The organism is Dactylosporangium sp. NPDC050588 (assembly GCF_040654975.1).
Classification (GTDB): Bacteria; Actinomycetota; Actinomycetes; order Mycobacteriales; family Micromonosporaceae; genus Dactylosporangium; species Dactylosporangium maewongense.
The window spans coordinates 37486-49625 of the sequence record NZ_JBFAJA010000024.1 but is presented as its reverse complement, the minus strand read 5'-3'; the positions used below and the strand labels follow the sequence as shown (position 1 = coordinate 49625).

Genomic DNA, 12140 nt, shown 5'->3' with positions numbered 1-12140 from the left:
ATGGATGCACCCTGGCTCAAGGCATCAGCCGTCCTCACCGCGGCCGTAGCTGCCCTTGCCCCGGCGGCGGTCGCGCACGCGGCGCCGGCTCCCGCTCAACCTGTCGCGCAGACGGTCGTCGTACAGGCGGGAGACACGCTATGGGGGTTGGCGCGGCGCAACGGGACCACGGTCGCCGACCTGCAGCGGCTCAACAACCTCGGCACCTCGACCCTGATCAGGATCGGTCAGACGCTGACGATCACCGGCTCCACGCGGGCCGCCCGCGCCGCCACCGCGATCGCCTACGCCAAGGCGCAGGTCGGCAAGCCGTACAAGTTCGCGACCGCGGGACCTGAGACGTTCGACTGCTCCGGGCTGGTCATGCGAGCCTGGCAGGCCGCCGGTGTGCAGCTGCCACGCATCACGTACGACCAGATCAAAGTCGGACAGCGGGTGACCCGGGAAGCCCTGGAACCGGGCGACCTCGTCTTCACCAACAACGGCGGCCACGTGATGCTGTACATCGGCGAAAACCAGGTCGTGAACGCCGGCCACACGGGCGTCTCCGTGCACCTGCAGGCGCTGCCGCGCACGGAGAACGTGGTGGCGTTCGTCCGCCTGCCGTAGCTCCGCGTTACTTGGCGGTCTTCTCGTCGAGGTACTGCAGGAGGTCGTGCGCGGCCAGCTCGACCTCCTTGTGGCGCCACTCCGACGCCCGGTACACGCAGGCGATCAGGCCGGTGCGGTGCAGCCGCCGCAGGTCCCCGTAGGCGAACGCGTAGCGCGCCTTCGTCTCCTCACCCGGGCCGACGGTCAGCCCGAGATGCCACCGCGCGTACTCGTCCCACGTGTGCTTCTCCAGGAACGCGTTGTCGTCGGCCGCCTTGGGCTGCGCCGCGCCCCAGTCGCTGTCCAGCACGTACTGCCGCGCGTCGATCAGCTTCCGCGCGTACGCCACCGCGTCCTCGTTGACCTCATACTGCGCCATGGGTCAGCGATACCCGCCGGCCGCGCCTCCTAAGCGCGGGCATGGCGAAGGCCGGTCACCGTGGTGGTGGCCGGCCTCACGCCAGGGGCTTCGCTTGCTGTTACGCCGAGACGCCGCTGATCTGGGTCGACGAGGCGAACGCGCTGTCCAGGCGGGCCTGCAGGGCCTCGAGCTCGTGGAACTCGCTCGAGGACGCCGACTCGGAGCCCTCCGCGGCGAACACGTGGTCCGTCTCGGCCGCGCTGTGGTCGTAGGAGGTGTAGTCCGACTCCTCGTACTGCGCGCCGCTCGGGTCGGTGTAGGACATGTGGTGGCCCTGGTCGAAGCTGGTGCTCTCGGCGGAAGCGTGGTCCTGCTCGTACACGCCGAACTGTGAGTCGTAGTTCTGCTCGCTGGCGTCGACCTGGTGCAGCTGGTCCAGCGCCTCGTGGTTCTCGCCGGTCTCGATGTGGCCGTAGTCGAAGTCGCTCATCGTGTGCTCCCTGGAAAGTCTGTGTGCTGTTGGAATTGAAGGTAGGCGACTCCGTACGCGGACAAATCCCGGAAACGTGCCAGTGCCTCGACCCTGCTCCGGCGTGCACCCGCCGTAGGATCGGGAGGTGGCGCGGGTCGAGGTCGAGATGATGACGGGTCAGCACAACTACGCGGTGTTACGACTGCCCGGCCGCCGTCACCCCGGCGTCCTGGTGCAGGGTGACTCGCTGTCCGTCCTCGCCGGCGAGGTGCAGCAAGCCCTGGACCTGCTGCGCTCCGGCGACACCGCCGCCGCGGAGGAGGAGCTGGCGTACGCCGCGAACCATCTCGCGGCCATCGTCGACGGGTACGTCCGCGTCCTGGACGCCGCCGGCATGCCGCTGCCCTTCGAACGCCCTGCCTGACTCAGACCCGGCGGACCGCCTCGACTCAGACCCGGCGGATCGTCTCGGCGTCGGGGGCGCCGCCGAAGAAGCGGTCGACGACCCTGGCGAAGACGTTGTCCTCCGGCGCGGCGAGCTGGAACAGGGTCATCGACGAGCGCAGCTTCATCGCGTCGATGTCACCGAGGACCTGGCGCGCGGTCGCCTCCGTGTTACCGAGCATCGCCTCGGCGCACTCGTGCAGGCGCGGACCGAGGACCGGATGCTGCAGGTACGCGCGCGCCTCGTCCAGCGACGAGATCGCGAAGCGCTGCGCCATGTGGCTCGACCCCAGCCCCGCCACCTGCGGGAACACGAACCACATCCAGTGGCTGCGCTTGCGCCCCCGGCGCAGCTCGTCGAGCGCGTCGTCGTAGGTGTCCTCCTGCGCGACCACGAACCTGGCCAGGTCGTACGGATCATCCATCCCAGAATTGTCGTACCCGGGGGGCATGATGCGTGTGACGGGGAGGGGTGCTTTCATGGCGGTGCATGTGGCGAGCAGGCGGCGGGGTGCGGCCTCGCTGGCGGCGGCGTTCCCGGGAGCGACGGTGCTGGACGTGACGTCGCGGGGGCCGCAGCCGTGGGTGCGGCTCAGCCCGTTCTATCCGCACGGCGGCATCCCGGTGCCGTTCAGTCCGGGGACGGACGGGGCGTCGGTCGAGGGCATCTGGCAGGCGCTGAAGGTGTTCGACACCGCCGACGTCGACCCGGCGAAGCTCACGGCGACGGGCATGACCGGGCTGAAGCGGACGGTCCGCCGGTTCGGGCAGGTCCACGGGCACCGGCGCGGGCTGACGGGCGACACGCTGCTGGACTACGAGACGGCCCGCCGCCAGATCTACTTACCGGCGTATCGCTGGGTGCTGGAGCAGCAGGCGGCGGAGCAGGTCGAGGAGCTGCGGCGGCTCACGGAGGACGGCGAGGTGGTCCTGCTCGACTACACGACCAACGGCGACGTGACGGACCTGTCGACGCCGCTGTCCCACGCGGCCCTCATCCGCCACTACGTCCTCGACGACTGGCCCGCCTGACGATGAGGTCCGCCTGACGATTGGGTCCGCCTGACGACTGGCCCGCTTGACGGACGGCGGCCCGTGCCCGCGCGCGGGGCGAAGCGGGCCCAGCCGGCGGGGACAATTCCTGCACCGGGTCACCCGGCGCTCCACCTCAGAGGATGACGGAAGGTGTGCCTCTGGGGGATTGGCCCTCGGAGTCGCACGGGGGCTATGGGGCGCTGGTTTGGGCGGGTGGTGTTGGGAGTGGTGGTTAGGCTCGCGGGATGACGGTGGTTGCGGTGCGTGGTGAAGCGGTGCGTGAGGTCGACCCCGAGTTGGCCGAGTTCACGGTGACGGTGGTCGCGCGGGACAAGGATCGGGAGGCGACTCTGACGCGGCTGCGGGAGCGGGTCGAGGCGTTGCGAGGGCTGTTCGACCGGTATGGCGACGGGATCGAGCGGCGGGAGACCAGCGGGCTGCACGTGCACCCGGAGATGGGCAAGAAGGGTGAGCGGGTCACCGCGTATTCCGGCAGCGTGTCGACCACGGTGGTGGTGAAGGACTTCGCGGCGCTGGGGGAGATGCTGCTGACCGTCGCGAACCAGGACCAGACGCACGTGCACGGGCCGATGTGGTCGCTGCGGCCCGACAGTCCGGTGTTCAAGGAGGTGCGGCGGGACGCGGTCGCCGATGCGATCGTCCGGGGCAAGGAGTACGCCGACGCGCTCGGGGCGCAGGTCGTCGACCTCCTCGAGCTGTCCGACCCTGGGCTGAGCCGCGGCTCGGAGTCGTTCGCGCAGTTCCAGGCGTACGACGCCGGGGCGATGAAGCGGGCGTCGTACGGCGGACCGGCGCCGCTCGAACTGGATCCGCAGCGGCAGCGGGTGCGGGCGGAGGTCGAGGCGCGGTTCACGATCACGGCACCGACGGTGCTGTGAGACTTGATATGCAAGTAGCTGCTTGCCTATCATGAATGGGTCATGAGCGAGATGAGCGGCGACGTCTTCAAGGCGCTCGCCGATCCGACCCGCCGCGCGATCGTCGACGAGCTGACCGACCGCGACGGGCAGACGCTGTTCGAACTCTGTAGCCGCCTCACCATGAAGCACCACATCAGCTCGTCGCGCCAGGCGATCTCCCAGCATCTGGAGCTCCTGGAGGCGGCCGGGCTGGTCGTGGCGCGCCGGGAGGGGCGGTACAAGTACCACCACCTCGACACGCGCCCGCTGCGGGAGATCGTCGAGCGGTGGCTGATCCCGAGAGAGCCGGAGCAAACATGATCATCAACCTGGCGAGCGTGTTCGTCGACGACCAGGCCAAGGCGCTGAAGTTCTACACCGAGGTGCTCGGCTTCGTGAAGAAGCACGACGTGCCGATGGGGGAGTTCAGCTGGCTGACCGTGGTGTCGCCGGAGCGCCCCGACGGCACCGAGCTGCTCCTCGAGCCGGCGAACCACCCGGCCGTCGCCCCGTTCCGGGCGGCGCTCATCGAGGACGGCATCCCGTTCACGTCGTTCGCCGTCGAGGACGTGCACAAGGAGTACGAGCGGATGCGCGCCCTCGGCGTCGTCTTCACCCAGGAGCCGACGGAGATGGGCCCGGTCACCGTCGCCACGTTCGACGACACGTGCGGCAACCTGATCCAGATCGCGGCCCAGCAGGCGCAGTAAGGAACGTACAAGACGGGGCGAGGACCATGGGAGGCATGCAGCCCGTGAACCTCACCGATGCCCTCGCCTCCTTCGACGACGTCTACAGCCCGCGGATCGTCGCCCGGGTCAACGACTACGACGTGCGGATCGCGCACACCCTCGGCGAGCACGTCTGGCACGTGCACGAGCACACGGACGAGTTCTTCCTGGTGCTCGACGGGCGGTTCGACGTCGCCGTCCGCGACGAGCACGGCGAGCGGGTCGTGCAGCTGCACAAGGGCGACACGTTCGTCGTGCCGCGCGGCGTCGAGCACCGCCCGTCGTCCCCGGGCGGCGCGATCCTCATGTTCGAGCCGACCGGCACCATCACCACCGGCGACCGCCACGACGGCACGGTCCCCACCCACGTCGACAGCACCACCGGCCACACTCTGCGAGAAGACCCCCTATGAGAACACCCCCTGCGAGAAGACCCCTGCGAGCCGCGGGAGTCAGTGAGCCGGGGTGGTCAGCAGGTCGAGGAGGACGGCGAGGGGTGGCCAGGCGCGGCGGCCGAGGCGGGTCACGGCGAACGCGCGCATCGTCACGTCGGGGGAGCGCAGCGGCACCAGCGTGACACCGGGGATCGTGGGCTGGTCGGCGGGCAGGAGACCGATGCCGAGGCCGGCGACGATCAGGTCCTGGATCAGGTCGAGGCTGTCGGCGCGGTGGGTGATCAGCGGGGTGTGACCGGCCATCGCCGCGACGGTGTGGACCACGTCGTCGTCGGCGGTGTTGCGGGAGTTGACGAGCCAGTGGGTGCCCTCGAAGTGCCGGAACACCTCCAGCGCGCTGCCCTGAACGGCGCGGCCCGCGGGCACGCCGAGGCTCCACTCGCTGGTCCACAGGGCGGTGGCCTCGACGGTGTCCGGGAGCGGGGCGGGCGCGAGGTTGTAGTCGTAGGTGAGGCCGAGGTCGACCCGGTCGCCGGCGAGCAGCTGCAGCACCTCGGCCGGCTCGTGCTCGTGGATGAGGACGCGCAGCGCGGGGTGCCGGGACGGCAGGGCGGCGACGATCGGCAGCAGGGAGCGGCGGATCGCGGTGGCGAAGCCCGCGACGCGGACAGTGCCGGCCGGCTCGGCGGACGGGTCCAGGTCCAGCCGGGCGGCCTCGACGGCGGCGAGGATCGTCACCGCGTGCCGGGCCAGCCGGCGGCCCGCCGGGGTGAGGCGGACCCGCCGCCCGTCGGGCTCGGTCAGGGCGGTGCCGGCCTCCTTCGCGAGGACCGCCAGCTGTTGTGACACCGTCGAGGTGGTGGTGCCGAGCTCGTCGGCGACCTCCCGCATGGAGCCGAGCCGGGCCAGCTCCGCCAGCAGCAGCAGGCGGTCATTGTTCAGCATTCGCGAACGGTACATCAGCGAATCACACGTGGACGTGGACGATCCGGATGCCGTCTACTTCGCGGTATGTTCGCCGCGATCGCTTCCATGGTCTGCATCCAGATCGGGCTGGCCGCCTCGGTCGGCCTGTTCGACAGCGTCGGCCCGTCGGGTGCCGTCTGCCTGCGCCTCGTCTGCGCCGCGCTGCTCCTGCTCGTGCTGGTGCGGCCGCGGCGGCGGGACTTCACCCGCGCCAGCATCCTGGCCACCGTCGCGCTCGGGGTCGTCACCGCCTGCCTGATGCTGTCGTTCATGGCCGCGGTCGCGCGGATCCCGCTCGCCACCGCGGCCGCCCTGGAGTTCCTCGGCCCCCTCGGCGTGGCGGCGGTCCGCGGCCGGCGCGCGACGCTGGTCTGGCCCGTCCTGGCCGGCGGCGGCGTCGTGCTGCTGACGGAGCCGTGGCACGGCGGCACCGACCCGGCCGGCGTCGCGTTCGCCCTCGCGGCCGCCGCGTGCTGGGCCGGGTACATCCTGCTGACCCAGCACGTCGGTGACCACGTCAGCGGTTACGCGGGCCTCGCCGTCTCCACCGTCGTCGCCGGTCTCGTCTCCACCGCCGTCGCCGGCCCGGCGGTCGTCGCCGGCCTCTCCTGGCCCGTGCTGGCCGCGGGGCTCGGACTGGCGGTCCTGCTGAGCGTCGTGCCGTTCAGCCTGGAGATGTACGCGTTGCGCAAGCTCACTGCCGGCGCCTTCGGCACGCTGATGAGCCTGGAGCCTGCGTTGGCGCTCCCGGCCGGCGCGCTCCTGCTGCACCAGGCGCCCGGACCGGTGGCGGTCGTCGGCGTCGCCCTGGTGGTCACCGCCGGCGTCGGCGCCACCCGGACCGGCGCCCGCACCCCGCAGGACGCGGAGGCGCACGCCGGCTCACGGGCTGTAGGCGCGCAGGGTGGTGCCGTCGGTGGTCCAGATCCGGCCGCCGGAGACGACGACGTGCTGGACGGCGCCCTCCAGCCGTGCGGCGCCGGGCACGTCCCCGCCGGTGACCGGTGACAGGATCGCGACCGGCCTGCCTTCGACGGTGACGTACAGCAGGCCGCCCGCCCGCACGGGCCCCTGCGGCGCGCCCGGCAGGCTCCGCGACCAGAGCCGCGAACCCCGCCCGGCGTGGAACGCGGTGACGCTGCCGCCGCCCGCCGCGTAGACCCGCCGCCCGTCCGTCGCGACCGAGTCCACCGCCTCGGTCCGCTGCCACGCCACGCCGCCCGAGCCGGCCCGGATCGCGACGAGGCCCCGCAGGTCGCCCTGCGCGACCGGGTCGGGGACGGCGAGGAACCGGTCCGCGGTCGCCGCCAGGGGCTTCCACCGCACCTTCGACCGCCACAGCGCCGTCCCCGCGGCTATGGTCACCGCGGTCGTGCCCTTCGCGTCGTGCAGCAGCACCCGACCGGCCGACGAGACGGGGCCGGCGAGCACGGCACCGGTGCGGTCCCACCGCCGGTGGCCGTCGCGGATGTCGTACGCGATGACGGTGTCCTCGTTGGTCGCCGTGGCCCACCCGGACGTGAGGACGGTGCCGGCGTCGACGACGAGCGCGTTGACCGGCGGCTCCTGCGTCAGCCTCCACCGGCGGGCCCCGGTCGCGGCGTCGAGCGCGACCACCCGCCCGTCGGGGTCGCTGTTGGCGTAGCACGACGTCCCGGTGGCGATGAGCAGGCCGCCGGCGACGACGAGCTGCCGGAAGTCGAGGCTGTCGAACAGCTTCGGCTCCCGCCACAGCCGCTTGCCGGTCGCCGCGTCGAGCGCCGTGACGCCCTCGCCGTCCAGCACGTACACCCGGCCGCCGGCGACGAGCGGCGGCGGCAGCGCGGGCGCGCACCCTTCCGCCCCGGCGGCGGGCCGCACCGACCAGCGCTGCTCGAGCCGGCCGACGCTGCCGGCGTTGACGACCGCCTCGGACGGGTTGTATCCGCTGTTCCCGGCGTCGAACCCGGCGTGCGTCCAGTCGCCCGCGCGCCCGGCCGGTGCCGCTGTGCCCGGTGCTGCTGCGGTGGCGACGATGGTGACGGCGATGCCGATGGCGAGCATCAGCCGGGTCAGCCGCCGCGATGGCATGGTCATGCAGGAGGTCCCTCTCGGTCCGCACCGGGGGAAGCGCTCGACACAACCAGGCGATCGTACTTCCAGCATTTCCGGAAAATACGCATTTACCGGCCTGAAACGGCCGCGTCCATACCCTGGGTGTGATCATCCGGCGGCCGCCCGCGCCGCACCCCGAGGAGCGTCCTGTTGCCGGTCGGTGCGGCCCACAACTTTTGAACCGGCGACACTGGTCGGCATGTCAGCAGGTGCCGTCGTCATCGTCCTGGAGCTCGCCGGGCTGTACGTGTTCGCGACCTCCGGCGCGCTCATGGCCATCCAGAAGGGGTTCGACGTCGTCGGCATCGTGATCCTGGCGCTGCTGACCGCGCTCGGCGGCGGCATCCTCCGCGACGTCATCATCGGCGACACGCCGCCGCCCGCCTTCGCGAACCTCACCTACCTCGGCATCCCGCTCGCCGCCGCGGCCGTCACGTTCTTCATCCACCCGTACGCCCAGCGCCTGTCCTTCACGGTCCTCGTCTTCGACGCCGCCGGTCTGGGCCTGTTCTGCGTCACCGGCACCCTGAAGGCGTTCGAGCACGACCTGGGCCCCATCCAGGCGGCTCTCCTGGGCATCACGACGGCCGTCGGCGGCGGCGTGCTGCGCGACATCACCGCCCGCGAGACGCCCGCCCTCGTCAAGGCCGACACCCACCTGTACGCGATCCCCGCCGCCGCGGGAGCCGTCGCGGTCGCCGCCGCCCACGAGGCGGGCCTGCCCATGCCTGCCGTCGCGGTGGCCGCGGCCGTGTTCGTCTTCGCCTTCCGCCTCACCGCGATGCTCCGCAAGTGGACCGCCCCCCGAGCCTGGCAACGCCGCCCCCCGGCCGACCCGAGCTGAGCCCGCGGCCTGCCGTGCTGACCGGGCTCGGTCCGCGAGACCAGGACGAGGGCGCATGGTGCCTCCGCCGCCCGATCGGCGGCGCACCCCCGCGACCTGAGCAGAATCGTCAGACGACGGTCAGGGTCCGGACCACCACATGTACATCCCCAGGTCCGGGCGGGTGACCTCGCGGGCGAGGTCGCGCAGGCCGAGGACGGTGTCGTCGAGCTCGCCCGGCTCCCAGTCGCCGATCCACTCCTCGCACCTGGACCAGACGGCCGCGACGGCGGGGATACGCTCGTCGGCCAGCCCGGCGAGGGCCCGCACGAACCCGTCGGCGATCCGCAGGACGCCGTGCCCGTAGTCGTCGGCCGCCCCGACGATCTCGCCCGCGGCGTCGTAGCGGTCCAGGTCCAACGGCACGCGGTCCCCCTCGGCGGGGACGCCCTCGATGATGGCCCACAGGCTGCTGCCGAGGACCGCCGGCTCGACCCACTTCATCTCCAGCGTCGGCAGGTCGGGCTCGGCGGCCGGGCCGTGCTCCACGGCGGCCGCCGCGCGTCCGGCGGTGGCCACGAAATAGTCGGTCACGATCCCCAATGCCGGGAAGCTACTGCACGGCGACGGTCAGGGTGACGGGGAGTTCGCCGCCGCCGCTGAGCTGGGCGGCGAGGGTGCGGACGGCGGACTCGGTGAAGTTGCCGGTGACCTGGACGTCGCCGGGGATGACGCCGGCGATCTGTGGGGCGGAGATGACGGTGTTGTCCAGGACGATGGCGAGGCGCTCCTGGGCGTCGAAGAGCTGCTTCGACAGGTTGGTGAATTTGGCCTGCGCGTCGGGGCGGAACGACGCGACCACCACCCACATGCCCTGCTCAGAGCGGGCGGCCTCGGCCGAGGCGATGTCGGCGCCGGTGATGGTGGCCGGGTCCAGCAGCAGCTTGGTGGGGCCCTCGCAGGCGACGACGGGCTCGCCGGCGGCGTCGGCGGGGCGGGCCGAGAGCTGCTCGCAGCGGATCTCGGGGATGAGCAGCCGCATCCGGGCGGGGAGGGTCGCGACGTCCGCCGGCGGCAGGGAGGCGAAGGCCGCCCGTACCGAGGCCGGCAGCGCCTGCGCCTCCTGCTCGGTGGTGACCGAGGACGCCGCGGTGTAGGCGTCGCCGAGGGCCGCGGCGACCGGTGGGGTCGACGTCGGCGCGGGCAGGGAGGAGGTGGCGGCGCCGGAGCCGTCGGCGGCCGCGGCGACCCGCCGCAGGTGCAGCCGGCCCGGCGCGGTCAGCGCCTTCAGCTGCGCGGCCGTGGCGCCGCGGGCGGTCAGGACGAGCTTGCGGTCGCCGTCGCGGGTCACCGACGGGTCGCGCAGCTTGGCGGCCTTCATCCGGGCCAGGAGCATCGCCCGGGTCACCTCGAGGTCGCCGTCCCCGGCGGCGGTCGCGGTCACGCTCACGGGAGCCCCGCCGCCGACCTTGGCCAGCACCAGCACGATCCCCGTGACGGCGAGGGCGACGGCCGCCACCACCGCCGCGACCAGCACGAGCACCTGCCGACCCCGCAACGCCATGCCGACACTCTAGAGCGTCGATCAAGCGATGGTCTTCCATCGGTGGTTGTCGCGGAGGTACGCGTCGTGCCGGCCCGACTCGAACCGGTCGCCGGACCAGCGCCGTGCCGTGACGGCCAGCCGGTCGCCGGTGGCCTCGATGAGGTTGAAGCTGTTCGGTTCGCCCTTGAGGCGGTCGGAGAACGCGGTGCCGGACTGCGCGACGACGAGGCCGTCGACGAGGCCGCTGTACGCGAGGTGCACGTGCCCGCCGAGCAGCAGGTCCGCCCGGCCCCGCAGGTGCCGCAGCGCCGGACCGGACCGTCCGACCAGGCCGCGGGCGCGCCCGGCGGCGGTCAGCAGGAACGGGTGGTGCGCGACGAGCACGCGCAGGTCACCGCCGGGCGCCCCGTCGAACGCGGCGGCGACGGCCGCGATCTGCCGGGCGCCGAGCCGCCCTCGCGACCAGTCGTGGTGCGGGCCCCACCGGCGCGCGGTGGTGACCCCGACCGCGGTGACGCCGTCGCCGGACCAGGTGACCAGGCCGTCCGGGTCGGTGCCGAGGTGGTGGCGCCACGACCGCCACGGCCGGGCGAACCGCGTCCACACCCGCCAGCCGGGCAGGTCGTGGTTGCCGGGGACGACGACCGCCGGGGCCGGCAGCTCGTCGAGGAACGCGCGGACCGCCCGGAACTCCGCGTCGCTCGCCGTCTGGGTCAGGTCACCGCACACCGCGACCAGCGCCGGCGCGGCGGTCCGCAGGTCGGCCAGCACGGCCTGCGCCATGGCCGGGACGTGCCGGCCGAAGTGCAGGTCGGAGATCTGCGCGATCGTCGTCACGGCCGGTCCCCCGGAGCGAGCACGGCGAGCGCGCGGCGGCGCAGCTCGTAGTGCAGCGGCACCGTCAGCTGGGCGATCTCCCCGTCGCTCATGACGCTCATCATCGCCAGCGCCGGCGTCTTCACGCGCACGGTTTCGCCGATGTACGTGTGGACCCCGGGATCCCGCTGCCAGGTGCCCCGCACCAGCTTGCCGGCGACCCGCAGGAGGTCCCAGCCGGTCCGGTCGTCGGTCACGTAGACGGCGAGCGTGCCGGCGTCGAGCCGCTGCCGGCCCGGCATCGGGGCCGGCCCGGCGTCGAGAGGGTTGCAGGAGACCACGACGGCCCTGGTGCGCGCCTCGTACACGCGCCCGTCGACGTCGATCGTCAGCCGCAGCCGGGGGTACCGCCGCAGCAGCCGCCAACCGCGCCCGAGCAGCCGCACCGTGCCGGCACCGCGCCGCCCGCGCGCGTGCTCCCGGAGCCGCCCGAGGTGCGGCATCATCGCCAGCGTCGAGCTGCACAGGAACGGCACGCCGTTCACCGTCGCCACGTCGATCCGGCGGACCGGCGCCGCCAGCAGCGCCCCGATCGCGCGGTCCAGGTCCTCCGGCACGCCGAGGTCGCGGGCGAGCACGTTCATCGTGCCGGCCGGCAGCACCCCCAGCGGGACGTCGCCGCCCAGCATGCGCTCGGCGACCGCCCGGACGGTGCCGTCCCCGCCGGCGACGAACACCGCGTCGGGCCCGCCCTTCAGCAGCTCCTCGACGTCGGCGGCGAGGGTCTCCGGGGCGAACGCGCGCACCCGCGCCGTCACGCCCGACTCGCCGAAGCGCCGGACGAGCCGCTCCTGCGGCGGGTCGCCGCCCAGGAACGCCCCGGACCGGCCGTTGTACACCACCGCGACGCGCTCCACGGGCGGGATCGTACGAACCTTGCCGGGCC

At 72.9% G+C, this 12140-nt stretch carries 17 protein-coding genes and 1 pseudogene; 9 read left to right on the top strand and 9 right to left on the bottom strand.

The window, feature by feature from the left end:
* Positions 1-609 carry a LysM peptidoglycan-binding domain-containing C40 family peptidase gene (locus AB0I21_RS18480; protein WP_360562516.1) on the top strand — a complete coding sequence of 203 codons (609 nt, stop codon included), beginning with the start codon at positions 1-3 and terminating at the stop codon, positions 607-609.
* Between the two features lie 7 nt (positions 610-616).
* Here AB0I21_RS18480 and AB0I21_RS18475 read toward each other — a convergent pair whose 3' ends face one another.
* Positions 617-970 carry a hypothetical protein gene (locus tag AB0I21_RS18475; RefSeq protein ID WP_360562514.1) on the bottom strand — a complete coding sequence of 118 codons (354 nt, stop codon included), beginning with the start codon at positions 968-970 and terminating at the stop codon, positions 617-619.
* A gap of 100 nt (positions 971-1070) precedes the next feature.
* Entirely contained in the window at positions 1071-1442 is a 372-nt protein-coding gene (locus tag AB0I21_RS18470; protein WP_360562512.1) for a hypothetical protein, read from the bottom strand.
* 127 nt (positions 1443-1569) lie between these two features.
* Between AB0I21_RS18470 and AB0I21_RS18465 the strand changes: the two genes are divergently transcribed.
* Positions 1570-1848, top strand: a complete 279-nt coding sequence (locus tag AB0I21_RS18465; protein WP_360562510.1) for a hypothetical protein — start codon at positions 1570-1572, stop codon at positions 1846-1848.
* A 25-nt stretch (positions 1849-1873) separates the two neighbouring features.
* Here the strand turns inward: AB0I21_RS18465 and AB0I21_RS18460 are convergent, their stop codons facing one another.
* Positions 1874-2293, bottom strand: coding sequence for a DUF1810 domain-containing protein (locus AB0I21_RS18460; protein ID WP_360562509.1), 420 nt, complete (start codon positions 2291-2293; stop codon positions 1874-1876).
* 55 nt (positions 2294-2348) lie between these two features.
* Between AB0I21_RS18460 and AB0I21_RS18455 the strand changes: the two genes are divergently transcribed.
* The 5 genes from AB0I21_RS18455 (at position 2349) to AB0I21_RS18435 (ending at position 4967) form a co-directional block, all read left to right on the top strand.
* Positions 2349-2900: a hypothetical protein gene (locus AB0I21_RS18455; RefSeq protein ID WP_360562508.1), complete on the top strand. Its 552-nt coding sequence runs from the start codon at positions 2349-2351 to the stop codon at positions 2898-2900.
* Between the two features lie 248 nt (positions 2901-3148).
* Positions 3149-3802, top strand: coding sequence for an SIMPL domain-containing protein (locus AB0I21_RS18450; RefSeq protein ID WP_360562506.1), 654 nt, complete (start codon positions 3149-3151; stop codon positions 3800-3802).
* Positions 3803-3844: 42 nt separating this feature from the next.
* Complete coding sequence (locus tag AB0I21_RS18445; RefSeq protein ID WP_360562505.1) at positions 3845-4144, top strand: metalloregulator ArsR/SmtB family transcription factor; 300 nt, start codon at positions 3845-3847, stop codon at positions 4142-4144.
* Positions 4141-4533, top strand: a complete 393-nt coding sequence (locus AB0I21_RS18440) for a VOC family protein (RefSeq protein ID WP_360562503.1) — start codon at positions 4141-4143, stop codon at positions 4531-4533. The genes AB0I21_RS18445 and AB0I21_RS18440 overlap by 4 nt, the downstream gene beginning before the upstream one ends.
* A gap of 35 nt (positions 4534-4568) precedes the next feature.
* The gene (locus AB0I21_RS18435) at positions 4569-4967 is read left to right on the top strand and encodes a cupin domain-containing protein (protein WP_360562501.1); all 399 of its coding nucleotides are present in this window, start codon (positions 4569-4571) and stop codon (positions 4965-4967) included.
* A gap of 39 nt (positions 4968-5006) precedes the next feature.
* On the opposite strand, the gene AB0I21_RS18430 is transcribed toward AB0I21_RS18435, so the two are convergent.
* Positions 5007-5894, bottom strand: a complete 888-nt coding sequence (locus AB0I21_RS18430; RefSeq protein WP_360562500.1) for a LysR family transcriptional regulator — start codon at positions 5892-5894, stop codon at positions 5007-5009.
* A 66-nt stretch (positions 5895-5960) separates the two neighbouring features.
* Here AB0I21_RS18430 and AB0I21_RS18425 point away from each other — a divergent pair.
* Positions 5961-6725, top strand: a pseudogene (locus AB0I21_RS18425) (EamA family transporter); the annotation flags it as partial.
* Between the two features lie 72 nt (positions 6726-6797).
* On the opposite strand, the gene AB0I21_RS18420 reads toward AB0I21_RS18425, so the two are convergent.
* Complete coding sequence (locus AB0I21_RS18420; protein WP_360562498.1) at positions 6798-7991, bottom strand: PQQ-binding-like beta-propeller repeat protein; 1194 nt, start codon at positions 7989-7991, stop codon at positions 6798-6800.
* Positions 7992-8208: 217 nt separating this feature from the next.
* Between AB0I21_RS18420 and AB0I21_RS18415 the strand changes: the two genes are divergently transcribed.
* The gene (locus AB0I21_RS18415; RefSeq protein ID WP_360562497.1) at positions 8209-8853 is read left to right on the top strand and encodes a TRIC cation channel family protein; all 645 of its coding nucleotides are present in this window, start codon (positions 8209-8211) and stop codon (positions 8851-8853) included.
* A 120-nt stretch (positions 8854-8973) separates the two neighbouring features.
* On the opposite strand, the gene AB0I21_RS18410 is transcribed toward AB0I21_RS18415, so the two are convergent.
* From AB0I21_RS18410 to AB0I21_RS18395, 4 genes are read right to left on the bottom strand one after another with little or no spacing between them, the layout of a single operon-like run.
* Complete coding sequence (locus tag AB0I21_RS18410; protein ID WP_360562495.1) at positions 8974-9426, bottom strand: hypothetical protein; 453 nt, start codon at positions 9424-9426, stop codon at positions 8974-8976.
* Positions 9427-9445: 19 nt separating this feature from the next.
* Positions 9446-10396 (bottom strand): hypothetical protein, encoded by a 951-nt coding sequence (locus AB0I21_RS18405; RefSeq protein WP_360562493.1) that lies wholly within the window; start codon positions 10394-10396, stop codon positions 9446-9448.
* A gap of 21 nt (positions 10397-10417) precedes the next feature.
* Complete coding sequence (locus AB0I21_RS18400) at positions 10418-11215, bottom strand: metallophosphoesterase (RefSeq protein ID WP_360562491.1); 798 nt, start codon at positions 11213-11215, stop codon at positions 10418-10420.
* On the bottom strand, positions 11212-12111 hold the full coding sequence (locus tag AB0I21_RS18395) for a diacylglycerol kinase family protein (protein WP_360562489.1): 900 nt from the start codon (positions 12109-12111) through the stop codon (positions 11212-11214). Before AB0I21_RS18395 ends, AB0I21_RS18400 begins: the two co-directional genes overlap by 4 nt.
* Positions 12112-12140 lie beyond the last annotated feature (29 nt).

Coding starts and splice junctions, on each gene's coding strand:
- AB0I21_RS18480 (WP_360562516.1), top strand. CDS start 1: ATGGATGCACCCTGGCTCAAGGCATCAGCCGTCCTCACCGCGGCCGTA.
- AB0I21_RS18475 (WP_360562514.1), bottom strand. CDS start 970: ATGGCGCAGTATGAGGTCAACGAGGACGCGGTGGCGTACGCGCGGAAG.
- AB0I21_RS18470 (WP_360562512.1), bottom strand. CDS start 1,442: ATGAGCGACTTCGACTACGGCCACATCGAGACCGGCGAGAACCACGAG.
- AB0I21_RS18460 (WP_360562509.1), bottom strand. CDS start 2,293: ATGGATGATCCGTACGACCTGGCCAGGTTCGTGGTCGCGCAGGAGGAC.
- AB0I21_RS18455 (WP_360562508.1), top strand. CDS start 2,349: ATGGCGGTGCATGTGGCGAGCAGGCGGCGGGGTGCGGCCTCGCTGGCG.
- AB0I21_RS18450 (WP_360562506.1), top strand. CDS start 3,149: ATGACGGTGGTTGCGGTGCGTGGTGAAGCGGTGCGTGAGGTCGACCCC.
- AB0I21_RS18445 (WP_360562505.1), top strand. CDS start 3,845: ATGAGCGAGATGAGCGGCGACGTCTTCAAGGCGCTCGCCGATCCGACC.
- AB0I21_RS18440 (WP_360562503.1), top strand. CDS start 4,141: ATGATCATCAACCTGGCGAGCGTGTTCGTCGACGACCAGGCCAAGGCG.
- AB0I21_RS18435 (WP_360562501.1), top strand. CDS start 4,569: ATGCAGCCCGTGAACCTCACCGATGCCCTCGCCTCCTTCGACGACGTC.
- AB0I21_RS18430 (WP_360562500.1), bottom strand. CDS start 5,894: ATGCTGAACAATGACCGCCTGCTGCTGCTGGCGGAGCTGGCCCGGCTC.
- AB0I21_RS18420 (WP_360562498.1), bottom strand. CDS start 7,991: ATGACCATGCCATCGCGGCGGCTGACCCGGCTGATGCTCGCCATCGGC.
- AB0I21_RS18415 (WP_360562497.1), top strand. CDS start 8,209: ATGTCAGCAGGTGCCGTCGTCATCGTCCTGGAGCTCGCCGGGCTGTAC.
- AB0I21_RS18405 (WP_360562493.1), bottom strand. CDS start 10,396: ATGGCGTTGCGGGGTCGGCAGGTGCTCGTGCTGGTCGCGGCGGTGGTG.